Source organism: Pedobacter sp. ASV28 (assembly GCF_016428855.1).
Lineage (GTDB): Bacteria > Bacteroidota > Bacteroidia > Sphingobacteriales > Sphingobacteriaceae > Pedobacter.
On record NZ_JAELTN010000020.1, the window covers coordinates 44,012 to 68,057 of the forward strand.

Sequence of the window (24,046 nt, forward strand, 5' to 3'; positions counted from 1 at the left end):
ACATTTTGTTATTTTTACATATGTTAATCAAAATATATCCCGAAAACCCTAACGAAAAAGCCATACAACAGGTAGTAGAAGTGCTCAAGAAAGGTGGATTGATCATTTACCCTACAGATACGATCTATGGGCTAGGCTGCGACATTACTAACCATAAAGCCATAGAAAAAATATGTAGGATTAGGGGCATAAAACCGGAAAAGGCCAACTTTTCTTTCATCTGTTCCGATTTAAGAAACATTTCAGATTACGTTAAACCGATTGACACCATTGTTTTTAGGATATTAAAGAAAGCGCTTCCCGGTCCGTTTACCTTTATATTCAATGCCAACAACAATGTACCTAAACTTTTAAGCTCCAATAAAAAAACCGTAGGTATTAGGGTTCCCGATAACAACATTGCCAGAGAAATTGTGCTCGCTTTGGGCAATCCGATTATTTCTACCTCTATCAGGGATGACGATGAGTTGATCGAGTATTCTACCGATCCAGAACTGATCCACGAAAAATATGAAGACCTGGTAGATATCGTGATCGACGGTGGTTACGGAGATAACGAGGCCTCCACTGTTATAGATTGTACTACAGGTGATTTTGAGGTTATTCGTGAGGGCAAAGGCAAAATAGAAGATTTTCTGTAACACTTTATTCTTTTGTTAATTAATTGTTATCCTTTCTACCTTAATACCAGATTAACAACTTCATAATAATCGAAGGGTAGTTTTGTACCGTCTAAAATAATTTGGACAACAAAGCTTATTATATATGAAAAGACATTTACAAAAAATCCTTTTACTGTTTGTGCTGGTTTTTCCGGTACTTGCTTTTTCGCAGAACAAAACTTACCTCTTACAAGAAGATTTTTCTAGCTTAACCGCTGGTGGAAATACTGCCAGTACTGGATCTGATGGTCCTTCAAGTACTGTTTGGGCAGGAAACGCAAATTTCCCCACAATTGAAAGAGGCTATTCTGCCGGTGGTATGATTAAATTAGGCACAAGCAGTGCTGCAGGTTCTCTAACCAGCAGAGCATTAAACCTTAGTGTAAACAGTGGAAATTTTAAGATTTCCTTTAAGGTAAAAGGATGGAGTGCAGGTGGAAGTGTGAAAGTAACCGTTGGTTCAACATCTCAAACAGTAAACTACAACGGTACCATGACTTCGGCATTAGAAGCGAATACGCTGACATTTACTGGGGGTACACAAAATGCAACCGTAAAAATAGAAAGCGTAAGTCCGGTAAGGGCATTTATTGATGACGTGGAAGTTTATTATGAAACGGCTTCCAACAGCCCGTCAATTACAGGTACGCCTGTAAGTTTTGGTGCCCAAAACTTACAGGCGACACCCATAGGAAAAACATTAACACTGACCTATGGAAATCTAAATAATACTGATGTAACACTATCCACTGCGGCACCTTTTTCTATTTCAAAAACCATTAATGGTTCGTATAGCAGTAGCATTACTTACACCAGTACCGACTTAACCGGAACCAGCAAAGATGTTTATGTTAAGTTTACTCCTAACGAAGCAGGGAATGCCAATGGCAACCTCTCAATTACCGGTGGTGGTCTAAATCCTCCAGTGTCCATAGCATTGAGTGGAACAGGTATCGATCCCAACATTACTTCCTTTAATTTTGAAAATTGTACCCCTGTTAATAGCACTACACTAGCTGATGGTTTTACGCAATATAGTGCTGTTGGCGCACAAACCTGGGCCTGCACCAACTTTGGTCGCGATGCAAATGACGCAACAGGCAAGGCATCTTTAGGTAATGCCATCCAAATTAATGGCTATTCAGGTGGAAATATCGAAAATAGAGATTGGCTAATTTCTCCTCCCTTGAATCTTTCTAGCATGACCTATCCATTATTATCATTCTGGAGCAGGACAGCCTTCAATGGAGATCAGCTACAATTAAAATACTCTACCAATTATACTGGCTCAGGAAATCCGGAATCTGCTACTTGGGTTGATTTAGATGGCAAATTTCCTTTGGCTACTTCTGATACATGGACCAAATCTCAAAACATAGATTTATCCAACGTTAAGAATCAGACCGTGTATATTGCATTCGTTTACACTTCTACAACAACCAACGGCTCCAGATGGACGATTGATGATGTTGAGATTACCAATTCATCCACTCCAGCCCCTACAGCGCTAAACCTTCCTATAAATGCCTTAAGTTTCGGCTATCAAGCGGCAGGGTCTACCTCTACAGCAAAAACATTTACTTTCTCGGCAAGCAACATTAGCAGTAACGTTGTATTGAATGCACCTGCCAATTTTACCATTTCAAAAACAAGCGGTGGTACATTTGAATCTTCTTTAAGTTATACCGTTGCCGAAACCAATAATACTTCTACTACTGTATATGCAAAGTTCAGTCCTTCTGTAGCAAATACAAATTATAATCAGAATCTGATTATTTCTACCACAGGGGTAGCCGACCAAGCACTAAATCTTTCTGGAAATTCCTTCAATACCAGTAATACCTTAGAAGTGGTGAATTGGAATATTGAATGGTTTGGTGCCAGTGGAAATGGGCCGAGCAATAAAGCCCAACAGGCGGCTAATGTTAAAACCATATTCAACAACCTTAACGCTGATATTTATGGCTTATCGGAAGTAGTAGACACTACTTTATTTAGAAACAGCTCTTTACCTACAGGCTATAATGTCATTTTTAGCGACTTTGGCTCTTATGCAGATAGCAAAACCCATTCTGGATATGCAAGTGCCCAGAAACTAGCTTTTATGTACCGTACAGATATTATTAAACCTGTACAATGGTATGGTGTTTTAAGGGATACTTATTACCCTGGCAACACATCGAACAACGGAACGGGATCTCCTTATAAAAACTGGTCATCTGGCCGTTTCCCTTTCTTAATGGAGGCTAAGGTATTGGTAAATGGCGTAGAAGAAACCGTTTATTTTATAGAAATCCATGCAAAAGCCAATACGGGCGATGTAGCGGCACAAAATGATTCGTACGACAGGAGAAAGGGTGGTTCCCAACAGTTAAAACAGTTTATAGATGCCAATCTTTCTGGCAAAAAAGTAATTATCCTCGGCGATTTTAATGATGTGTTAGATCCAGATAAAACCATTGCCCCAAAACCTGCCGGTACTGGAACATCCTATAGTGATTTTACCTTAGACCAAGCTAATTATATCCCTATAACCTTACCTTTAAGCTTAGCGGGAAAAAGATCTACAGCCGGCTTCAACACGGTGATAGACAATGTGATCATTAATAAAAACTTAAACAATAACTACCTAAACAATTCGGCAGAAGTATTAGACAATGTTACCTCATTGGTAAGCAGTTATAGCAGCACCACTACAGATCACTATCCTATACAGACCCGGTATTTTTTCGTACCAAGTGCCCTACCTATCGAACTGGGTTATTTTAGCCCTATGGTAAAGGGTAATATGGTAGCATTAGAATGGCAAACCAAATCGGAAACAAACAATGATTATTTTACCGTTGAACGTTCTACAGATGGGAAAAAATTTATTGACATAGCCGATATCAAAAGTAAAGGTCCACAAGGAGCAACCTACCAGGCAATTGATGAAAATCCCGTACAAGGCATTAACTATTACAGGTTAAAACAAACAGATATTGACGGAAAAATCAGCTTTTCCAACATTAAGAGCATTAAATTTTTAGGTGGCAGCAGCACTAGCTTGATCATCTATCCAAATCCTGTAAAAAATGACATTAGCATCAGCTTTACCAGTACTTCCAAACAGCTAAAACTAACCGTAGCCGGTACAGACGGGAAAATACAATTGGATAAAACAGGTCACATCAGCGATTTGAATGGACAGTTGAACCAAAAACTAAAAAACTTACCCATTGGAATTTACTTGGTTAAAATTAACGACAATGGCATAATTTATCACAGTAGGTTTATTAAACAATAATTTTTAAATCTAATAAGAAAGCCCTTTAGACAATTCTAAAGGGCTTTTGTTATTATTTTGGTATTTTAGCAGTCGGCCCCTATTATATACATACCAACCCGCTTCGGATAGGTTATGGTAGCGGGTAAAAAATATTAAATAACCAATCAATAGCTATATCATGATAAAAAAAATAAACGCGACGATATTTGCCAGATTTTTCAACTCTGAAAAGATCGGTGGCATCTTGCTTCTTTTTTGTGTAGTTATTTCTTTAATTATTGCCAATACCGGTTTAAAAGATGGCTTTTCAAATTTATTAGCTTCAAACTTGGGTTTCACCATAGGAAATACAGCGGTACGTTATAGTTTATCTGCCTGGATCAACGATGGCTTGATGGCCATATTTTTTCTGTTGGTGGGTTTAGAAATCAAAAGAGAGCTCATTGAAGGTGAGCTTTCCACTGTAAAAAAAGCTACCCTACCCGTTTTAGCTGCTGTTGGCGGAATGTTAATACCAGCTTTTATTTATTTTATATTTAACAAGGGAGAAAAAACAGCCAGTGGTTGGGGCATACCTATGGCTACCGATATTGCCTTTGCGCTAGCTATTATTGCCATGTTGGGCAAAAATGTGCCCTCTTCCTTAAAAATATTCTTGGCCGCATTAGCTATTGCTGATGATTTGGGCGCAATTCTGGTCATCGCGATTTTTTATACCGAACAGATACACTGGCAGGAACTATCAATAGCAGGAGGAATATTGGCCCTATTATTGGTATTTAATTATTTCAAGTTGAAACCGATCTGGCTTTATCTTGTTCCAGGTATTTTTTTATGGTACTTTGTACACCATTCTGGCATACACGCTACCATAGCAGGGGTATTGCTTGCCTTCACTATTCCGACCAATGAAACAAACGTGTTATCACCTTTGGAAAAGCTAGAACATTGGTTAACTAAACCTGTCAACTTTTTAATCATGCCTATTTTTGCATTGGCCAATACCAACATTACTTTTGAAGGTGGAATGATCGAGGGATTAAACTCGCCTTTAGCGCTAGGTATTATATTAGGATTATTTTTGGGAAAAACCATTGGTGTAACTTTATTTTCATTTATAGCTGTAAAACTAAAATTGGCAAAATTACCCACCGCTGCCAGTTGGAAACATGTATTAGGTGTTGGGATGCTGGCGGGCATTGGGTTTACCATGTCTATTTTTATTGCCATGCTCTCCTTTACCGATCCACTACATATCACAGAAGCTAAGTTTGCTATTCTTTGTGCTTCTATATTTTCTGGCTTAGCAGGTTTTATTTTCTTAAAATCCCTAAAGAAACAAAATGGATAATCTTATGATAGAAACCGATCGTTTTTTGATCAGGCCTTTAATTGCTGAAGATGCCACTGGGATATTTGAACTTGATAGCAACCCAAAAGTACATGTCCATTTAGGAAAAAAACCAATCCAAACTTTGGAAGAAGCTGAAAACACGGTCAAATTTATCCAAAAGCAATACGAAGATTTAGGAATTGGACGATGGGCCATTATTGACAAGGAAACTAATGATTTTATAGGCTGGACAGGATTTAAATATATTACCTCACCCGTAAATGGCCATGTTAATTATTATGATATAGGCTATCGACTGATAGAAAGGTATTGGGGAAAGGGTATCGCTACCGAAACAGCACTTGCCAGTTTAAAATATGCTTTTGAAGTCTTAAATTTAAATATAGTTTATGGCATTTGCGATGTTAAAAATACAGCATCTAAAAATACATTACTAAAATGTGGACTGAAGTTAAAAGAAACCTTCAATTATGAAGGCAGTCCTCATTATTGGTTCTATATAACTGGAGAAGAATGGGTAGCCAATAAATTAGCATAAATTTTCTTTCGAAGAAAATAGTATTTTAGGCAAACTTTATATCAACTTTCAAAAAATAAAATCTATTAAAAAAGATGTCTCTTAGTTCCATTCCTAGGCCTTTAGTCATTACAATGGCTATTGTAATTCCACTTTGCATTATAATTGCGGGCGGATTTTTTGTTTTCAAAAAGGTTCAGCAAGAAATTAGTTCATCCCTAAAAAAAACTAAAAAACATATCCCCATTACCAGAATATCAGATGGTTCACCTGAAGAGAACAGGTTCAATGAAATAATGATTGACTTTTATTCTATGGCAGACATGGCACAGGGAATCATGCCTGTTGACACTACTTTAACTGGCAGAGAAAAATCCCTGGAAAAAATACAAAACATAGGTATATACTATTGGAATAGAAACCTGGAATTATTGGATAGTGTAAATAGTTTAAATCTTAATGAACAGGTAAAACAAAAAATTGGATTATATAAAGAATACTGCAGCCTGAACAAAGAATGTTATCAACTTATATACCAAGCAGTAGACAAACATACTAGAGCGTACGATGCCCAGATTGACCATTACTTTATAGACATCGCCAAAAAATCTGAAGAAATCATGGGTAAATAAAAAGGGCTTACGTTTATTTCTTAATTATCTATTCACCATAAAACATCATTAGAATAGCCTTTCAAAGGTCACAAGAAAATTATTTCTTAGCGCGTTAATACCAATAAACCTTTTTGGATAGCCCTATTTAAACGCTAAATTGTACCATAAATTCCTTAATACTTCCCTCTAAATCATCTTGCTTCAAATTCTTTACAAAGGCACTCCCAATAATGGCACCGCTAGCATATTTATTGGCCGAATCATAGGTAGCTTTATCAGAAATACCAAAGCCAATCATGAAAGGATTTTTCAGTTCCATGTCTGCGATACGCTTAAAGTAGTCGCTAGATTGGGTGGAAAGGGCCAAATTGCTCCCAGTGGTAGCCGAAGAAGATACCAGATAGATGAATGCATTACTTAGCGCATCGATTTTTCGAATGCGTTCTTCGGAAGTTTGCGGTGTGACCAAGAAAATATTGCTCAGCTCATATTTTTCGAAGACAGGTTGATACAGCTCTTCATATTCATACATGGGCAAATCTGGGATGATGCAACCGTCTACACCTACTTCCCTACATTTTTTGCAGAACTCTTCTACACCATACTGTAGCACCACATTCACATAGCCCATTAATAAAATTGGGATGGTGACCTTTTGGCGCAGGTCTTTTAATTGTTCGAATAACAAGTGTAAAGTCATTCCACCATCTAAAGCTTGTTTGCTACTCGCCTGTATCACCGGCCCATCTGCCACTGGATCTGAGTAAGGAAACCCAATTTCTAGGAAATTAGCACCGTTTTGCTCTAAAGTTTCGGCAATCTTTAAAGTATCACCTAAATTCGGATAACCTGCCGTGTAATATATAGAAAGTAAATCTTTCTGTTGTTTTTGAAATAATTGTTGAAGTCTGTTCATTTTGTAAGTATTGCATTTGTCGTGTAGCGCTTGGCATATTTATTCTAATTACCAAATGCTATACGCGTATCTCTTAACTAAAGATTAAAATATTTCATATAAGTTTCCATGTCCTTATCGCCTCTTCCCGAAAGACAAACTACTACATTTTCACCACCTTTAAATTCCATTTTTTCAAGGTAAGCCAGAGCATGGGCACTTTCTATAGCAGGAATAATCCCTTCATATTGTGTCAGCAATAAACCAGCATTTAAAGATTCATCGTCAGTAATAGACACATATTTCCCTCGCCCAGTTTTAAACAAATGTGCATGTTGTGGACCAATACCTGGATAATCTAAACCTGCAGAAACAGAATGTGGCTCTACTACTTGGCCGTCTTCTGTCTGCATTAAGATACTTCTGCTACCATGCAACACCCCTTCTTTGCCCAAAGTTGTAGTAGCGGCAGAAAACCCACTGTCAACGCCCCTGCCGGCTGCTTCCACAGCAATCAGTCTTACACTTTGATCATCAATAAAATGGTAAAACATCCCCATGGCATTGCTTCCCCCACCTACACAGGCCAAGACATAATCGGGCAGTTCGTTCCCGGTTTGTTCTTTCAATTGCTTCTTGGTTTCAAAGGAAATGATAGATTGAAACTGTGCCACCATATCTGGATAGGGATGGGGACCAACTACCGAGCCTATAATATAATGTGTATCTACGGGATTATTAATCCAGTCTCTCATGGCCTCATTAGTGGCATCTTTTAAAGTCTTACTACCAGAAGTAGCTGCAACTACTTTAGCGCCCAACATTTTCATACGAGCTACGTTGGGTGCCTGACGTTTAATATCCACCTCTCCCATATATACTACACATTCTAAACCACGCAAAGCGCAAACCGTAGCGGTTGCCACACCATGTTGGCCAGCACCAGTTTCTGCGATGATGCGCTTTTTACCTAGTTTTTCTGCCAATAAAATTTGCCCAATGGTATTATTGATTTTATGTGCGCCAGTATGGTTAAGGTCTTCTCTTTTCAGAAAGATATTTGCCCCGTATTTTTCCGATAGCCGTTTGGCCAAATATAGGGGCGAAGGTCTGCCCACATAATCTTTTAATAAGGCCTTAAACTCTTTTTTAAATTGCTCATCATCAATGATACGCTGATATTGTTGTCTAAGTTCTTCTACATTTGGATACAGCATTTCGGGGATGTAAGCACCTCCAAAATCACCATAATAACCTCTTTCGTCTACAAAGTAATTCATATTTATACCTTTTTGTTATACTGAGGGTAGCGAAGTATCTATTTAGATTCCCCGTTTCTCTCGAAATGACAGTTAATTATTTAAATCATCAAAAAAAAATTTCAATTTCTCTACATCTTTCAAGCCAGGCTCAAGTTCAAACTTGCTGTTAACATCTACCGCATAAAGTCTATCGTCTTTTATCTCTTTAATTTGTTCTGTGTGATTTAAATCTATTCCGCCACTTAAGAAATAAGGCTTAGCCAGCTCGTACTTTTCAAGTAAATTCCAATCGAATACCTTACCCGAACCACCGTGCACTGGAGTTTGCGTATCGAACAAGAAATAATCTACCACTGGCAAATAAACCTCCAATTGGTTAAAATCAAAATCGGTGGAAATACCGAAAGCTTTGATCACTTCTACACCTAAACCTTTTACTTCTCGACAATAATCCACATCTTCTGAACCATGTAACTGCACTGCCTTTAAGTGATTTTTTGAAACCGTGACCTTTACATTTTCTAAGGTATCGTTAACAAAAACGCCCACTGTCTTAATATCTTGGGGTACGTATTTGATCAGTTCGGCAGCAACTTCACTGATATATCGAGGTGATTTCACATAAAAAATAAAGCCCATGTAGTCTGGACGTAAATTTGCCACCACAGCAATATTGGCTGCATGTTTCATTCCGCAAACTTTTATTTTTAATTTCATTACTTTTTTTTCGGTCGTCATTGCAAGGAACAAAACAATCTTACCACACTTTGTCCTTCCTAAGTTAGGAGGAATCTGTAAGTTTAATAATTGCTACTTACCGATTCTTCACTCTGCTCAGAACGACAGAAAGAAAGATTGCTTCGTCGTTCCTCCTCGCAATGACGAATTAACTGCCTACCAAACTCTTAAAACTATTTAATGCCTTTTTACTCACCAGCGACTCTTCTGCTTCATAATAACAATCTGCAAAGCTTGCCTCTTGCTTGATCGTTTGGATAGCCAAAGCCGCATTACACAATACCACATTAGCTTGCGCATAAGTTGCACGACCATTTAAAACATCCATAAATATCTTTGCCGATGACTCTACGGTATCACCTCCCTGAATTTGCCTCTCTTCCAATTCTTCAAAACCCAGATCGGAAATATTCACTAAAGCTTCCCCTTTTTTACTGAAAGTTTTAAAGCTACAGGTGAGCGAAACTTCATCAAAGCCATCTACTGCATGTACAATAGTATAATTCTTATCCGTTTGCTGATACAGATAAGCATAAATACGGGCCAATTCTAAACTAAAGACACCCACCATCTGGTTCTTTGGTCTTGCGGGGTTACACATTGGCCCCAACATGTTAAAAAAGGTTTTCACGCCCAGTTCCCTACGTATGGGCGCCACTGTTTTCATGGCAGGATTAAACAAAGGGGCATGGATAAAACAAATACCCGCATGTTCCAAACTTTGTTTCAATTTGCTTTCATCATTGGTAAAAGTATAGCCCAGGTATTCTATTACATTACTCGAACCACAGCCAGAAGAAACCCCATAATTACCATGTTTTGCCACTTTATAGCCTGCTCCGGCTACTACAAAAGAGGCCAAGGTTGAAATGTTAAAAGTGTCTTTTCCATCGCCACCGGTACCACAAAGATCTACCAGTTCAAAATCGGAAAAATCAACTTTCAGGCACAAATCCAGCATGGCGTCGCGAAAACCCTGCAACTCCTCTACAGTGATATTACGCATACCATAGGCCGTAATAAATGCGGCTATTTGCGAATGGTTAAATTCTCCCAGAGCGATAGCGGTCAATATCTTCTGTGCTTCTACACGACTAAAAGTTTTGTTTTCAAAAAGGTGGTTAAGTATCTTCTTCATGGGGTTAAAATAAAAAAGGTTGCCTCATCAGCAACCTTCTAAAATATTCTTATTAAAAAAATAAACGTACAAAAGGTCACATCACGCTATTGCGTTATGCCACCACCAAATTGTATTTACGTTTACTTGTCTCATTCTGTAGGCAAATATGGAATTGTTTTTGCTTAAATGCAAAATTTGTTTGAAAATAATTATAAACCGCTTAATTTTTTTTAACCAGCCTCTTATTTTAACGCTAATTTGATAAGCTTTGAAAGCCTTTTAGGGTAAACATGAATTTTGTACCTACCCCTACTTCACTTTCTACTTTCAATTCGCCATGGTTGGCCTGTATAAATTCCTTACAGATTACCAGTCCCAAACTGGTTCCCTGTTCTTGAGAAGTGCCATTTGTACTTGTTCCCGATAGTTCAAATATCTGCCTTATTCTGTTGGTACTTATACCCACTCCATTATCAATTACACTAAAACGAACCATATTCCTATCTATCGGTTCGACATTCAAATGTACGAGGCCATTTATCTCGGTAAACTTAATGGCATTGGCCAATAGGTTCCTTATTACAAAATCAAAATGATCACCATCTGCTTTGACCAGAATATTATCAGGCACCTCAACTTTCAGGGCAATATGTTTTTTTTCTGCTGCCTGTCTTAGCAAAGCTATATTTCTATTTATATTCCTTTTTGGGTTGAATTCGGTAATGTTTAAACGAACTCCCTTTATTTGCATCTGTCCCCATTTCAACAATTTATCTAATATTTCCAAACTGCTTCTACAGTGCAATGTCAGTTTTCCAACCATTTCCCTTCTGGTGGCATTATCTATCTCGTCATCATTAATCAACTGAAGAATGCCTATGGTAGACACCAATGGCGACCTGATATCGTGCGCTATAATAGAGAAGAATTTATCTTTAACATTATTACTTTCTTCAAGCTGATAATTTGCTTTTTTCAATAGTTTGTTCAGGTACTTGGAGCGGAAATAATAAGTCAGGATAATCAATAGCAGCAGAAATGTGCCTATGGCAATAGAAAGAATTACGTTTTTTGCCATTTTTTCTCGGCTATTCTTCAGGGTCAGCTCTCTCAACTGCGCGTTTGATTTCTCCAGGTCATAATCCGCTTCCAAGCTAGAGATCTGTTTCATCATATCCTTATAGTAGACTTGATCTGCCAGCTCATAGCTCTGCTCCCGCAAAGCGAGTGCTTCCGCCAAATTTCCCTTCTTTTTGTACAGCTCGCTCATTGCATTTAAAATGGTGATCTGCTGACGGGACATTTTATGTTTATCGACAATTTCGAGGGCTTGTTTAAGGTATTTTAAGGCCGTATTGGGCGCATCATTTACATATATATTTGATAATTCGATTAGGATTTCCTGTTCTCTTAACGCATTTTTAATCTTTCTAGAAAACTGTAATGCCTGCTTAAAAGCAGTAATGGCCTTATCCTTATCACCTTGTTTCCCATAAGCCATGCCCAATAACTTTAACAGACTTACCCTTAAACCATTATATTCTACCTTATTACTTTTCCCAAGTCCTATTTTCGTGTAATAGATGGCCTTATCGTATTCCTTCATCTTAATATATACGTAGCCGTAGCTGATGTACATATTGAGGGAAAAGCTGGACAGTGGGATTTCCTTATCTATGGCTCTTGCCATATCCAAGTTTTTTAGCGCATTTTCATATTCGCCCAAGCTATAATAAGTTTCAGAAAATACCACCCGTCCCTCTAACATGCCCAACTTGTCCTTGTTTTTCTCACTTATCTTTAGGGCATCAATAAAATAGGACAGCGATTTATCATAATTACCTTTTCTTTTTTCCACCACACCCAGCCTAACCAATGTCGAAGCTAGACCTGCTTCATTTTTTTCTTTTCTATAAATGGCTTCTGCCTGAAGATATTTTTCTCTGGACTCTTTATATCTCGTTGCATTATCTTCAATCATTCCATACTGATTGAGCAATGCAGCCTCTCCCAGTTTATCTTTATCCTGCTGCGCCTTTTTCAATCCCTCTTTAACAAAAAACAAGGCAGAATCTGGATCCAGATAACGATAGTGTTTTACAATACCGATATAGTCTTTGCTATTCTTTAATTCTCGGGTATTTTTTTGTCCATAAACAAACGTACCTATAAGATTAAAGTAGAATATGATCAGTGCTAAAAGGAAATATATCTTACGTAAAAATGAGTAACTATTACTTTTTCTATACAACGTTTTGCTTAAACTAAAAATCATCAAAATAAGAATTATGCCTAGAGCGCATAAGATGATTATTTTATCAATGGATTTTTTTCCTTAGTAAATACCTCAAAAACTTTTTTATCGGCAAATGCAGGGAATAACTTATTTATCCAAACGGCCAACTTTCCCTGTCTGGTCATGATAAGTGTACGTTTCCTCTGGTCAATGCCATTGCAAATACGGACAGCCACCTCTTCAGCGCTCATCATTTTGCCCTCTTCCATACTGGTTTCGCCATGTGCAACTCCATCTTTTGCCAAGGCAGCTACCCTAATATTAGATGTGGTAAAACCTGGACAGGCTACCATCACATGCACATTCGTTTTCAAGAGTTCGGTACGCAAGCATTCCATGAAGCCATTCATGGCAAACTTAGACGACGAATAACCGGTACGTCCTGGTAGGCCCCTGTAACCTGCTATCGAAGATACGCCTACAATACTACCTTCCGTTTTTAATATTTCCGGCAAAGCATATTTAGTGCAATAGACCGTACCCCAAAAATTCACATCCATCAAATGTTTGAGCACCGATAAGTCTAAATCTTTAAATAGCGCCCGCATGGATAAACCTGCATTGTTGATCAACACATCTATTTTACCAAAGGTAAGGATAGCTTGTTTGATCAACATTTCACAATCCTCTTCTTTTGTAACATCGGTCTGTACGGCCAAGGCACGGATCGGGTATCTTGCTTCCAAATCTGCCGTAATTTCACAAAGTGTTACATATTGACGAGCCCCCAGAATTATATTTGCGCCTCTTTTGGCAAGTTCCTCGGCCAAGGCCTTTCCTATGCCAGATGATGCACCTGTAACGACAACAATCTTATCTTTTAAACTCATACTTATTTGATTAAGGTATTTTCATAGGGTACACGGGTAACGATAGATCGTCCCAAGGTTACTTCATCTGCATATTCCAATTCTCCACCAAAGGCTATTCCCCTAGCAATGGTGGTAATAGGAATGTTAAAATCTTTTAATTTTTTATGAAGGTAGAACAAGGTGGTATCACCTTCCATATTGGCGCTCAGGGCCAATATAATCTCTTTTACTTCTGATGTTCTTACCCTTTCTACCAACTTTTCTATATTCAGATCTGAGGGGCCTATACCATCCATAGGCGATATTAAACCACCCAACACATGGTAAACACCATAATATTGGTTGGTATTTTCAATGGCCATTACATCTCTGGTATCTTCCACTACACAAATGACATCTTTTTCCCTCTTTAGGGCCGTACAGATACTGCAAATCTCCTCATCTGCTATATTATGGCAGATGGAACAGTTTTTTATCTCGTTTTTTAGCTTGATAAGGGTATTTCCAAATTGTGAAACCTCTGCCTGATCCTTATTTAATAAATGTAATACTAAGCGTAATGCGGTTTTTTGCCCAATTCCCGGCAATTTACCAAACTCGTTTACAGCATCTTCGAGTAACTTGGAAGAAAAATTCATATTACAAAATTAGGTATTTAGGTGCAGAGGGCAAAGCGTTAGCTGCTCTCTATCCATAATTAAAATCGTTAATTCTATCGTCAACATATTAAGCCCGTCAGTATTTCTATTTGCTGTAGTATATAATAGCTAATCTTTCGGTCTACTTTCCTCCATATTTAAAGATTCATTCTAACTATATCACCTATGTATGCATATGGTTTATCATACTAAAAGATATATCTTTATTTTTTAGATAAGCACTTTTGCAAGTTTTAGCAAGTTTTTGCTACTTTTAGCCACTAATCAAATTATATATGAGTCCTACAATACTATTGTGTTTTTTAATTGGCTATTTTGGCCTTTTAATTATTATCGCCTTTGCAACGTCAAAGAAATCTTCCGACAACTCTACCTTCTTTCTGGCTAATAAAAACTCTAAATGGTATTTAGTTGCTTTTGGCATGATCGGTACAGCCTTATCTGGAGTAACCTTTATCTCGGTACCTGGCGAAGTTGGTGCGCCTGCGGGCAATCAATTTCAATATTTCCAATTCGTTTTAGGTAACGCCGTTGGCTTTATTATTATCGCCACTGTACTTTTACCTTTATACTATAGGATGAATTTAACATCCATCTATAGTTATATAGAAAAACGATTAGGCTATTATAGCTACAAAACCGCAGCTTCTATTTTTCTGATCAGTAGAACCTTAGGTTCTGCAACCAGGCTATATCTTGTTGTTATTGTACTGCAACGATTTATATTCGACAGTTATGGTGTTCCTTTTTGGATTACGGTTTTAATTTCGTTAGGACTAATATGGTCATATACTTTTAAAGGCGGTCTAAAAACCATCATTATCACAGACACATTACAAACTTTTTTCTTGGTCTTATCTGTTTTTTTAACCATTTATTTTGTTTGTAGCAGCCTCAACCTCAACATTCCGCAGGCTTTTGAAACCATCAAGAACAGCAGTTATTCGAAGGTATTCTTTTTAGATGATTTCCTGGCGAATAAATTCCATTTGGGCAAACAGTTTATCGGAGGGATTTTTGTAACCATTGCCATGACGGGTTTAGATCAAGATCTGATGCAAAAAAACCTGAGCATGAAAACCATTGGAGAAGCCAAAAAAAATATGTTCAGCTTTACTGTGGTATTCGTAGTCTTAAATATCTTCTTCTTAAGCGTAGGGGCATTACTCTATATTTTTGCCACAAAAAACGGCATAGATATTCCTTTGGACCATGTTTCCGGAAAGCCCAGAACGGACCTATTGTTTCCTGAAATTGCTTTAAACCATCTTAGCACCATACCTGCCATTGTATTTATGCTAGGCTTAACGGCCGCAACATTTGCAACTACCGACAGTGCGCTAACAGCTTTAACCACCTCATTTTGTGTAGATTTCCTGGGCATGAACAAAAAGGAAAATCTAGAAAAAAGCGATGCCGTAAGAAAAAGACATATGGTACATATCGCCTTTTCGATCCTGATGTTTTTGGTGATCATCGTCATCAATGCCTTAAACAGTTCATCGGTGGTCAGTTTGATTTTCCTTATCGCATCATATACCTATGGGCCTTTGCTGGGCTTATATTCTTTTGGCCTATTTGTAAAAAACCGTGGCCTGCATGACAAATTAGTACCTTTAGTTTGTATCTTATCTCCTATTTTGTGCTATTTCTTTGCCACAAATTCCAAAGAGCTGTTAGGTGGATATGTTTTTAGCGTAGAACTTATTTTAATAAATGGATTCATTACATTTATAGGTTTGCTGCTGATTAGTAAAAAAACAGACCAGCAGACTAGGTTTTAATTTAAATTTTAATGTATGAACAGTGAAGAGAAGATAAGAAGTGCGTTTGCCAACAAGGATTGGCAGGAAATAAAAGTAACCGACAGCTGGCAAATCTTCAAGATCATGGCCGAATTTGTAGATGGTTTTGAAAAACTATCTAAAATTGGCCCTTGTGTAAGTATTTTTGGTTCGGCCAGAACTGCCGAAACTAATCCTTATTATCAAATTGCGGTTGATTGTGGACGTTTGTTAACCGAACGTGGTTATGGTGTAATTACAGGCGGTGGGCCAGGTATTATGGAGGCGGGAAATAAGGGAGCCCATCTAAACGGAGGCAAATCGGTAGGCTTAAATATAGACCTGCCTTTTGAACAGTTCCACAATAAATATATTGAGCCCAGTAAGCTTTTAGAGTTCGATTATTTCTTTGTAAGAAAAGTCATGTTTATGAAATATTCCCAAGGTTTTATTGTACTACCTGGAGGCATGGGCACCATGGATGAGCTTTTTGAGGCCCTGACATTAATACAAACCGGCAAAATTGCCCGTTTCCCTATTGTTTTGGTAGGTTCTGCCTATTGGGGTGGTTTGGTAGATTGGCTAAAATCGACCATGCTAGAAAAAGAACATAATATCCATGCAGAAGATTTAAATCTTTTTAGATTGGTGGATACTGCCGAAGAGGCAGCAGAACATATTTTCAGGTTCTATGATAAATATGTATTGAAACCAAACTTCTAATTTATTGAGGTACGGGCTACCATTAGCTGTAATGGTAGCCTCTCTTTTTACTTCCCTCTCTGCCATTTCCACTTTATAGCGCCTGTTACTGGATTTAGAGGTTTTCTTGAGCACTTTGTACGATCCACAGCATTAGCTTGACTAAACCGGGTTGTCGTGGAAAGCCCGCAATGAAGCGCAGCAAAATGAGGACTTGCAACAAAAACGGGACTGACGCCACCATAGCATACTACAATTGCTTTTCTAACCTATAAGACTATAAAACAAGTCCCTGTTTTATTTCGTTATTTTCAGCAATATTGAAATGGGATGTAACGTATTGTTCGATACTTCATCTAATGAACAAAAACCTATCAATGGAAAAAATAGTTACATGGACAAAGGGGGTGTTTGATAGTTCGTATCAAATTTTCTGCGATGGCCAAATTTGCGGCAACCTGATTTTTGAAACTTGGAATAATCATGCATTGGGCATTATGTCAAAAAAAAACTATCATTTTAGATCGAACGGTTTTTCCAATGTAACAACGACCATTTACGGGGATCATAATGAGCAGCTTGGCGTAATCACCTATCACCCTTGGCAATTAAAGGCTACGGTAGTACTGAAAGACCAAACGCCTTTTTCTTGGGGCTATACCAATGGCTGGCTAAGCCAATGGGACATTAGCAATTACCAGGATACCCAACTCCATTATAAAGCCTCAACTGGTGCTGGTACAGTTCACGGACAGAATTTAGATCATGAACTGGCATTACTTGCGGGGATTTATATCAAAGAATTCTTTTCACGTATTCTTGTTAGCCTTATCTTCTTTATCGTTATTACGGTAACCATTAGGCAAATTTAAATATGGGTTACCCCTCCACTTACCACTAGCTTCATGGCATCGGCAGCACTCATGTTCAGCGGCTTGATCTTTTCTTTTTTCACCACATAAACCTGTCCCGCAAAAGAATAGGAAAAAGGAAAATAGACAATTGCCTCGCCGGGAAGGCCCAACTTGCTCAGATCGTTCTGGGTCAGAAAGCCTATACGCTTCATTTCGCCTTCTGCTTCTACCAATACCGGGTGGTTAAACTTTTTCTCATCGCCCACAAAAGCTTCCGTAAGGTCCTTTATAGAACTATAGATAAAATTGAACAATGGCAATTTATTTAACCAACGCCTAAACCAATTGTACATGGGTTCGGTCACAAAATAGGTCACAAAAATACCGGCGATAAGAATAATGACCAACACCAACACCAAACCCAGACCCGGTATATTACGACTTTCACCTGTCTTAGGATCAACGCCAAGAATATTGTTGATATTGAGCCAACTGTCTACAGTAGTAACAGCCCACACCACAATAAAAATACTGAGGGCTATGGGCACCACGATCAACAATCCCTTAATAAGGTAATTTAACAATACCTTTCCTATCTTATTCATGTGGTAAAATTAGTTATTTTTTAGTTGATTTAGTGGTTAGATGGTTGGTTGTTTAGGTGATTAGCGATTGGCGCATAGCGAAGTCCAGCCAACAAGTAAACAAACAAACCCGCAAAAACCCGCAAATCATTCATAATAATAAACCCGCTTCACCCTTTGCGACACATTGGTCAAAATTTCATAGGGAATAGTATGAATGGCCTTGGCCACGTCGGCTATGGTATGTTCTTCATTAAATACCATTACTTCGTCCCCTACTTTAACATGGAGGCCCGTGACCTCCAACATGCACATATCCATGCATATTGCGCCTACGGTGGGCACAAGTTTCCCTGCTACCAACATTTTGCCTACCCCACTGCCCAATGCCCTGCTATAACCATCGGCATAGCCTATTTTTACCGTAGCAATTTTACCTCCGTTTGGCAATACACCTTTTCTCCCATAACCAACCGTTTCATTTGGAGCAATGAGCTTAATCTGTGAAATGGTCGTTTTGAGCACCGCCACTGTTTGGAGACCACGACCATTAGGCAACGCGGTATCAAAACCATACAAGCCAATGCCAATCCTCACCATATCAAACTGCATATTGGGCCAACGTGTAATACCTGAAGTATTCAGTACATGCCGAATGGGCTTATCATTTAATATTTCCACAATGCTAGTGTACATGGTCTGATAGGTGGAGACTTGATATTCTGTAAACTCATCGTGCTGGCTATCGTCACTGGCTACTAAATGAGTAAATATAGAGACTACCTTTAACTTTTGATTTTCCTTCAGCAAAGGCAATAGCAAAGATAAATCTACCAATTCTATACCTAACCTGTGCATGCCTGTATCTAACTTTAAATGAATGGGAAAATCTTTTACATCTGTCGGTAAAAAATGAAGGAAGTTCTGCAATAATTCAATGCTATATATTTCTGGCTCCAATTTAAACCTCACCATGGCATCAAAAGCCGAGGGTTCGGGACTCATGACCATGATAGGCAAGCCAATACCTGCCTTACGTAGTGCTATACCTTCATCTACATAGGCTACAGCCAAATAATCTACCTTATGGTACTGCAATAGGTTAGCAATTTCAAACGTACCGCTACCATAGGAAAAAGCCTTCACCATGGCCATGGTCTTCACGCCTGAAGATAGCTTGGATCTATAAAACTGAAGATTACCAAGCAATGCATTGAGGTTTATTTCTAAAACCGTATCGTGGATTTTCTGTGTTAATCTTTTAATGATCTTTTCAAACTCAAACTTACGGGCGCCTTTCACCAAAATGGTTTCATTAGCAAAATGTTCGTTCAACAATTGTTCGATAAAATCGGTAGTATCTTTATAGAATGATTTTTCTTTTAGGGCAAATAAATGCTGATGAGCCGAAATATGTTCTCCAATACCGATCAAACGATCAATTTTCTTTTCCTGAAGCAAAGATGAAATCTCCCTGTACAATACTTCATCTAACTTTCCTGTCTCTACTAGATCAGATAAGATCAATGTTTTTTTGACATGTTGGTTTTGCTGGTTCAAAAAATCGAGGGCAATGGAGAGCGATGATAGATCTGCACTGTAGGAATCATCAATGATGGAGCAGTTGTCTATACCGTTTATCAACTGCAATCTCATCCCTACTCTCGCCAGTTTGCCCAACCTGTCTCCAATATCATGTACTGGATAGCCTATGGCCAGCATTGTGGCCCAACAAATAATCGCATTTTCTATCGAAGCTGCATCGGTAAAAGGAATTACACAACTTATCTCCTCGTTTTTGTATAGTGCTTTAAGTACAGTATTGGATGGGCCATGCTCTATTGCGATCACTCGTAGATCGGCCGCTTGCTGGGTGCTCCAGGTAAACTTTGTTTTTCCGGGCAATCCCAATACATCTGCGGCAATATAATCTGGCGAATAAATCAACAATTCTACTTCTTGGAACAATTTGAGCTTCTCTTTGAGTTTTTCCGTCTTGTTTTCAAATCCTTCATCATGTGCTTCTCTAATATTGGTCAAAATCCCAACATCAGGCGCAATTATAGCAGCTAGTTTTTCCATTTCTCCATCGGTAGAGATCCCTGCTTCAAAAATGCCCAGGTTATGCTCCTGGCCAATCTGCCAAACGGAAAGTGGCACCCCTATTTGCGAGTTATAACTTTTCGGACTACGTACTACCTGATGGTCTATTCCCAACAATTGATAAAGCCACTCCTTCACAATCGTTTTGCCATTACTTCCCGTAATGCCAATTACTTTTAAATGCTTAGTTCTTCGATGCTCGGCGGCTAACTGCTGCAGGGCCAGCAGGACATCTTCTACCACCAGAAAATTAGCATGTGGATACTTCTCTTCCAAACCTAATGTAGATACTACAAAGTTTCTCATTCCGTTGCGATAAGCATGTTCAATAAACTGATGACCATCACGCTGCCCCCTAATAGCGAAAAAAAGCGCATATTCAGGATCATTTAATTTTCTACTATCAATGACCAAATGGCTAATGGTAGCCGAAGGTGCACTTAAAAAACTTTGGGCATGAACAATTTGCGCAATCTCCTGAATTTGGTACGACTCAGCTTTCATGATAGAAAATTATAGGTTAACAAGATTTTTTTACGAATTTCAGCAATTATTTATGAACCATCCATGATTAAATAATAATTAAATGGATAAAATCATTATTTAATCATGATAAGGAACATCTGACAAATAAAAACATAAAAATGAACAGATGAAAACCGATAAAGAAAGAACATACAATTTTGATAAGAAGATGGCTTTGGCAAAAGCCGAAAGCTGGTGTGCCTACCAGGAACGTTCACAACATGAAGTGCGACAGAAACTTTATGAATGGAATATGACCTCTTCTGATGTAGAGCAAATCATTGCCGAACTGATTGCCCAGAACTTTTTAAACGAAGAGCGTTTTGCCTTTGCCTATGTCTCGGGCAAGTTCCGCATCAAGAAGTGGGGAAAGATCAAGATCAAACAAGGGCTAAAATTTAAAAAAGTACCAGAAAAAATGATTCAAAAAGCATTGAACAGTATTGATGAAGAGGAATATTTGGCTGCATTGACCGAAATTTATGAGAAAAAACATCATTCAGAAAGTGAAAAAAATCCAATAAAGCGACGTTTTAAGATTTTAAACTACCTACATGGGAAGGGTTTTGAAAAAGATTTAATTTTTATTTTGCTAAATCCATCATGATTTTCAAGTCGCAAAGTGGCATAAAAAATCATGATAGCTTCATCTCCATTTAAAAAAAATAATTTATTGAGATGAAAAACAATGACTTAGATTAAAAGCTCAATTTTTTCTAAAATATTTCTTGGCAGAAATATAAATCTGTGTATATTTGCAAACCCAAACGGAAAGACGGTATACAAAATCAGAAAGTTTGGCAAGACATTGGAGAATGTCAATTACGCGAAAGTAGCTCAGTTGGTAGAGCACGACCTTGCCAAGGTCGGGGTCGCGAGTTCGAATCTCGTCTTTCGCTCTAAATGCCTTCCTACCAGGAGGCATTTAATTTTAAAGGCAATTGCTTTTAAGCTCAGATGGTGGAACTGGTAGACACGCAGGACTTAAAATCCTGTGCCCTCAACAGGCGTGCGGGTTCGATTCCCGCTCTGAGTACAACTAAAAAATCGAATTAAAAGCCATCCCAACCGATGGCTTTTTTTATGCACTTTCCCTAACCTATTTGCAAATACACCAACGTGATAAGTCAACAACATATGCCTTATAAATGAGCTTGAAAAGTATGCTCATTAAGCCATTTAATAGCTGATGGGAAACGTTCTGCAAACGACATGACCAGTTGTAGCATATAATGGTTGCCCTTATAACGTTTAACACTATCCTTCAGCATTTCGGCATCATCAGGAACAAGCTGATTATCCAAATAGCCCATTCCATAAAACATGCCTTTTTCTACATATACATAACCACGTTCGTCTTGGGTACGTCCGTTAAGTACAATGATAAAACTTGACTGCTGATTGCCAATTCCCTCCAGTAAATTATCCACTGATCTATTATGCTGATCTATTGGGGGTAGCGGTTCTGCCGTACGAAAAGGAGAACTTCTGCCATACCTACAGAATCTTGGATCTATTTCAAATTGATTACTTTTTTCCACCAGAAAATTCACTCCATCGGTTTCTTTATCAAAAGCCTTTAGGCATTGTTGCTGTTTGGGCAGCCTACCAACCGCCAAGTGGCTGTAACCACTAACGGCAACATAATGATACAAGCCATATTTGGGTTCGAAACGTTTTAAAGCCCGATTATGGAGCGGCCACAATCTTTGGATTTCCGCACATTCAAAAAGTAGGGCCATCAACTCCGATCCACAAGGTTCAAAAGAAATACCATAGATCTCCCGCAAAAAACTTTGTCTACGCGAACTTCCATTATTACCGCTAAAATGTGAAACAACCCTTTTTTTCACATTTATAGCCTTCCCTACGTAGATGACCTTTCCTTTATGATCATGAAAATAATAAACGCCTGTACTTTCTGGCAATGCCTGAAAATGCGCCATAGGTACATTTGGTGGGAGTCGCTGCTCTGGCGAAACTTTTCTTAACATACCCAATATCATGCCCTCATTATCCTTCTCCAATAACATGGAAAAAAGCTGGGCCGTTGCGGTGGCATCTCCAGTGGCACGATGACGATCTACCAAGGTAATGCCCAGTTTTGTGCAGATCTTACCCAAGCTATAGGAAGGCAGTCCCGGAAACAGTTTTCTGGACAACCTAACCGTACACAATTTAGGTGCATCCCATTGCAGTCCACAAGCAGCTAACTGCCCACGAAGAAAGGAATAATCGAAATTGACATTGTGCGCCACGAAAACCTTAGTAATTAACAGCTCATATACTTCGCTGGCCAATGCCGTAAAAGTTGGTGCCTTGGCAACCATTTCATCGTTTATACCCGTAAGTGCAGTAATATGCATGGGGATGTCCATCTCTGGATTCACCAAACTATGCCAACGTGAAATCACTTTTTCTCCATCATGGATCAAGATCGCTATTTCGGTAATCCTACTGTTAGATACGCTACCTCCAGTAGTTTCAATATCAACGACTGCATAATGTGTTTCTAAGGAACTCTTAGACAAGGATTTTTGAACTATTACCATGCCGCAAATTTTACTAAAATATTTAGCAAAACCAAATATGATTGCCATTGCCTTCGAGGCGTCTTAAATTATAGCTATATAATCAGCCATTCGATCAACACTTGTACCGAAGCTTCGGATGAACGATTTCAGTCTAACTAGGGTGGCATCTTCAGAATATCTTCATCATTGGCCTCTACTTTTAAATAAATTACCTGGATCTGAAGCTTTTATGGAAAGCTTCAGGTCATACAAAACAATAATGAATAATAAATAGGTTGTGCTAACATATAAACTAATTTTTGACGTTAATCTGAAAAGAATGAAAAATTTACTGCTTATTAGCCTATGTGCTATCCTGATGTCTTTCACTTCATGGGAAGCCAATTTTGAGACCGCCAAGAAAAATGCAAAAGAGGAGCACAAGCTTATCTTATTAAATTTTTCAGGTTCAGATTGGTGTGGCCCATGCATAAGGATGCATAAAGAAATTTTTGGGGATGCCACATTCCTAAAAATGGCGGGAGAAAATTTGGCCATGTTCAACGCCGATTTTCCGCGGAACAAAAAAAATCAACTATCAAAGGATTTAAAAAAACAGAATGAATGGCTGGCCGATGCCTATAATCCGACCGGGAAGTTTCCCTATACCGTTTTGCTAAATGCCGATGGCAAAGTGCTCAAAGCCTGGGAAGGCCTACCTGATCAAACGGTAGCAGCCTTTACAGCTGAGATAAAACAAATTTGCGATGCCAACAAATAACAG

The 24,046-nt window shown here is 38.4% G+C and carries 20 protein-coding genes and 2 tRNA genes; 12 read left to right on the forward strand and 10 right to left on the reverse strand.

Translation table 11 applies throughout. The features are described from left to right. Positions 1-20: 20 nt before the first annotated feature. From JHD79_RS09435 to JHD79_RS09455, 5 genes are all read left to right on the forward strand, one after another. The gene (locus JHD79_RS09435) at positions 21-641 is read left to right on the forward strand and encodes an L-threonylcarbamoyladenylate synthase (RefSeq protein WP_199118982.1); all 621 of its coding nucleotides are present in this window, start codon (positions 21-23) and stop codon (positions 639-641) included. A 124-nt stretch (positions 642-765) separates the two neighbouring features. After that, positions 766-3,948, forward strand: a complete 3,183-nt coding sequence (locus JHD79_RS09440) for a T9SS-dependent choice-of-anchor J family protein (protein WP_199118983.1) — start codon at positions 766-768, stop codon at positions 3,946-3,948. Positions 3,949-4,108: 160 nt separating this feature from the next. Then, positions 4,109-5,281 carry a Na+/H+ antiporter NhaA gene (nhaA, locus tag JHD79_RS09445; protein WP_199118984.1) on the forward strand — a complete coding sequence of 391 codons (1,173 nt, stop codon included), beginning with the start codon at positions 4,109-4,111 and terminating at the stop codon, positions 5,279-5,281. After that, entirely contained in the window at positions 5,274-5,822 is a 549-nt protein-coding gene (locus JHD79_RS09450; RefSeq protein WP_199118985.1) for a GNAT family N-acetyltransferase, read from the forward strand. Before nhaA ends, JHD79_RS09450 begins: the two co-directional genes overlap by 8 nt. A gap of 74 nt (positions 5,823-5,896) precedes the next feature. Beyond that, positions 5,897-6,433 carry a hypothetical protein gene (locus JHD79_RS09455; RefSeq protein WP_199118986.1) on the forward strand — a complete coding sequence of 179 codons (537 nt, stop codon included), beginning with the start codon at positions 5,897-5,899 and terminating at the stop codon, positions 6,431-6,433. Between the two features lie 127 nt (positions 6,434-6,560). Here JHD79_RS09455 and trpA read toward each other — a convergent pair whose 3' ends face one another. The 7 genes from trpA to recR form a co-directional block, all read right to left on the reverse strand. Further along, a complete protein-coding gene (gene trpA, locus JHD79_RS09460; protein WP_199118987.1) occupies positions 6,561-7,331 on the reverse strand; it encodes a tryptophan synthase subunit alpha in 771 nt (256 codons plus the stop codon). 77 nt (positions 7,332-7,408) lie between these two features. Continuing rightward, a complete protein-coding gene (gene trpB / locus JHD79_RS09465) occupies positions 7,409-8,590 on the reverse strand; it encodes a tryptophan synthase subunit beta (RefSeq protein ID WP_199118988.1) in 1,182 nt (393 codons plus the stop codon). Positions 8,591-8,662: 72 nt separating this feature from the next. Continuing rightward, positions 8,663-9,289 carry a phosphoribosylanthranilate isomerase gene (locus tag JHD79_RS09470; RefSeq protein ID WP_199118989.1) on the reverse strand — a complete coding sequence of 209 codons (627 nt, stop codon included), beginning with the start codon at positions 9,287-9,289 and terminating at the stop codon, positions 8,663-8,665. 169 nt (positions 9,290-9,458) lie between these two features. After that, a complete protein-coding gene (gene trpD / locus JHD79_RS09475; RefSeq protein ID WP_199118990.1) occupies positions 9,459-10,448 on the reverse strand; it encodes an anthranilate phosphoribosyltransferase in 990 nt (329 codons plus the stop codon). A 235-nt stretch (positions 10,449-10,683) separates the two neighbouring features. Further along, positions 10,684-12,705 (reverse strand): tetratricopeptide repeat protein, encoded by a 2,022-nt coding sequence (locus JHD79_RS09480; protein WP_233164628.1) that lies wholly within the window; start codon positions 12,703-12,705, stop codon positions 10,684-10,686. Positions 12,706-12,740: 35 nt separating this feature from the next. Next, positions 12,741-13,556, reverse strand: coding sequence for an SDR family oxidoreductase (locus tag JHD79_RS09485; protein WP_199118992.1), 816 nt, complete (start codon positions 13,554-13,556; stop codon positions 12,741-12,743). A gap of 2 nt (positions 13,557-13,558) precedes the next feature. After that, positions 13,559-14,176 carry a recombination mediator RecR gene (gene recR / locus JHD79_RS09490; RefSeq protein WP_199118993.1) on the reverse strand — a complete coding sequence of 206 codons (618 nt, stop codon included), beginning with the start codon at positions 14,174-14,176 and terminating at the stop codon, positions 13,559-13,561. Positions 14,177-14,472: 296 nt separating this feature from the next. Between recR and JHD79_RS09495 the strand changes: the two genes are divergently transcribed. From JHD79_RS09495 to JHD79_RS09505, 3 genes are all read left to right on the forward strand, one after another. After that, positions 14,473-15,981: a sodium:solute symporter gene (locus JHD79_RS09495; protein WP_199118994.1), complete on the forward strand. Its 1,509-nt coding sequence runs from the start codon at positions 14,473-14,475 to the stop codon at positions 15,979-15,981. 15 nt (positions 15,982-15,996) lie between these two features. Further along, on the forward strand, positions 15,997-16,704 hold the full coding sequence (locus JHD79_RS09500; protein ID WP_199118995.1) for a TIGR00730 family Rossman fold protein: 708 nt from the start codon (positions 15,997-15,999) through the stop codon (positions 16,702-16,704). Between the two features lie 356 nt (positions 16,705-17,060). Further along, complete coding sequence (locus tag JHD79_RS09505; protein WP_199118996.1) at positions 17,061-17,555, forward strand: hypothetical protein; 495 nt, start codon at positions 17,061-17,063, stop codon at positions 17,553-17,555. Here JHD79_RS09505 and JHD79_RS09510 read toward each other — a convergent pair. Further along, positions 17,552-18,142, reverse strand: a complete 591-nt coding sequence (locus JHD79_RS09510; protein WP_199118997.1) for a DUF502 domain-containing protein — start codon at positions 18,140-18,142, stop codon at positions 17,552-17,554. The two genes, JHD79_RS09505 and JHD79_RS09510, sit on opposite strands and share 4 nt — an antisense overlap. Positions 18,143-18,268: 126 nt before the next feature. Then, the gene (locus tag JHD79_RS09515; RefSeq protein ID WP_199118998.1) at positions 18,269-20,728 is read right to left on the reverse strand and encodes a bifunctional UDP-N-acetylmuramoyl-tripeptide:D-alanyl-D-alanine ligase/alanine racemase; all 2,460 of its coding nucleotides are present in this window, start codon (positions 20,726-20,728) and stop codon (positions 18,269-18,271) included. 148 nt (positions 20,729-20,876) lie between these two features. Between JHD79_RS09515 and JHD79_RS09520 the strand changes: the two genes are divergently transcribed. The 3 genes from JHD79_RS09520 to JHD79_RS09530 all read left to right on the forward strand — a co-directional run bounded on the left by JHD79_RS09520 (position 20,877) and on the right by JHD79_RS09530 (position 21,785). Beyond that, the gene (locus JHD79_RS09520) at positions 20,877-21,356 is read left to right on the forward strand and encodes a regulatory protein RecX (protein WP_199118999.1); all 480 of its coding nucleotides are present in this window, start codon (positions 20,877-20,879) and stop codon (positions 21,354-21,356) included. Positions 21,357-21,575: 219 nt separating this feature from the next. Then, positions 21,576-21,648, forward strand: a tRNA-Gly gene (locus JHD79_RS09525). A gap of 52 nt (positions 21,649-21,700) precedes the next feature. After that, positions 21,701-21,785, forward strand: a tRNA-Leu gene (locus tag JHD79_RS09530). A gap of 106 nt (positions 21,786-21,891) precedes the next feature. On the opposite strand, the gene JHD79_RS09535 is transcribed toward JHD79_RS09530, so the two are convergent. Next, positions 21,892-23,280 carry an exonuclease domain-containing protein gene (locus JHD79_RS09535; protein ID WP_233164629.1) on the reverse strand — a complete coding sequence of 463 codons (1,389 nt, stop codon included), beginning with the start codon at positions 23,278-23,280 and terminating at the stop codon, positions 21,892-21,894. Positions 23,281-23,602: 322 nt separating this feature from the next. Here JHD79_RS09535 and JHD79_RS09540 point away from each other — a divergent pair, with 322 nt between their 5' ends. Then, entirely contained in the window at positions 23,603-24,043 is a 441-nt protein-coding gene (locus JHD79_RS09540; protein ID WP_199119001.1) for a thioredoxin family protein, read from the forward strand. Positions 24,044-24,046: the final 3 nt, after the last annotated feature.

Coding starts and splice junctions, on each gene's coding strand:
- JHD79_RS09520 (WP_199118999.1), top strand. CDS start 20,877: ATGAAAACCGATAAAGAAAGAACATACAATTTTGATAAGAAGATGGCT.
- JHD79_RS09500 (WP_199118995.1), top strand. CDS start 15,997: ATGAACAGTGAAGAGAAGATAAGAAGTGCGTTTGCCAACAAGGATTGG.
- JHD79_RS09510 (WP_199118997.1), bottom strand. CDS start 18,142: ATGAATAAGATAGGAAAGGTATTGTTAAATTACCTTATTAAGGGATTG.
- JHD79_RS09495 (WP_199118994.1), top strand. CDS start 14,473: ATGAGTCCTACAATACTATTGTGTTTTTTAATTGGCTATTTTGGCCTT.
- JHD79_RS09440 (WP_199118983.1), top strand. CDS start 766: ATGAAAAGACATTTACAAAAAATCCTTTTACTGTTTGTGCTGGTTTTT.
- trpB (WP_199118988.1), bottom strand. CDS start 8,590: ATGAATTACTTTGTAGACGAAAGAGGTTATTATGGTGATTTTGGAGGT.
- JHD79_RS09435 (WP_199118982.1), top strand. CDS start 21: ATGTTAATCAAAATATATCCCGAAAACCCTAACGAAAAAGCCATACAA.
- nhaA (WP_199118984.1), top strand. CDS start 4,109: ATGATAAAAAAAATAAACGCGACGATATTTGCCAGATTTTTCAACTCT.
- JHD79_RS09455 (WP_199118986.1), top strand. CDS start 5,897: ATGTCTCTTAGTTCCATTCCTAGGCCTTTAGTCATTACAATGGCTATT.
- JHD79_RS09470 (WP_199118989.1), bottom strand. CDS start 9,289: ATGAAATTAAAAATAAAAGTTTGCGGAATGAAACATGCAGCCAATATT.
- JHD79_RS09540 (WP_199119001.1), top strand. CDS start 23,603: ATGAAAAATTTACTGCTTATTAGCCTATGTGCTATCCTGATGTCTTTC.
- JHD79_RS09480 (WP_233164628.1), bottom strand. CDS start 12,705: ATGATTTTTAGTTTAAGCAAAACGTTGTATAGAAAAAGTAATAGTTAC.
- recR (WP_199118993.1), bottom strand. CDS start 14,176: ATGAATTTTTCTTCCAAGTTACTCGAAGATGCTGTAAACGAGTTTGGT.
- trpA (WP_199118987.1), bottom strand. CDS start 7,331: ATGAACAGACTTCAACAATTATTTCAAAAACAACAGAAAGATTTACTT.
- JHD79_RS09515 (WP_199118998.1), bottom strand. CDS start 20,728: ATGAAAGCTGAGTCGTACCAAATTCAGGAGATTGCGCAAATTGTTCAT.
- JHD79_RS09505 (WP_199118996.1), top strand. CDS start 17,061: ATGGAAAAAATAGTTACATGGACAAAGGGGGTGTTTGATAGTTCGTAT.
- JHD79_RS09450 (WP_199118985.1), top strand. CDS start 5,274: ATGGATAATCTTATGATAGAAACCGATCGTTTTTTGATCAGGCCTTTA.
- JHD79_RS09485 (WP_199118992.1), bottom strand. CDS start 13,556: ATGAGTTTAAAAGATAAGATTGTTGTCGTTACAGGTGCATCATCTGGC.
- trpD (WP_199118990.1), bottom strand. CDS start 10,448: ATGAAGAAGATACTTAACCACCTTTTTGAAAACAAAACTTTTAGTCGT.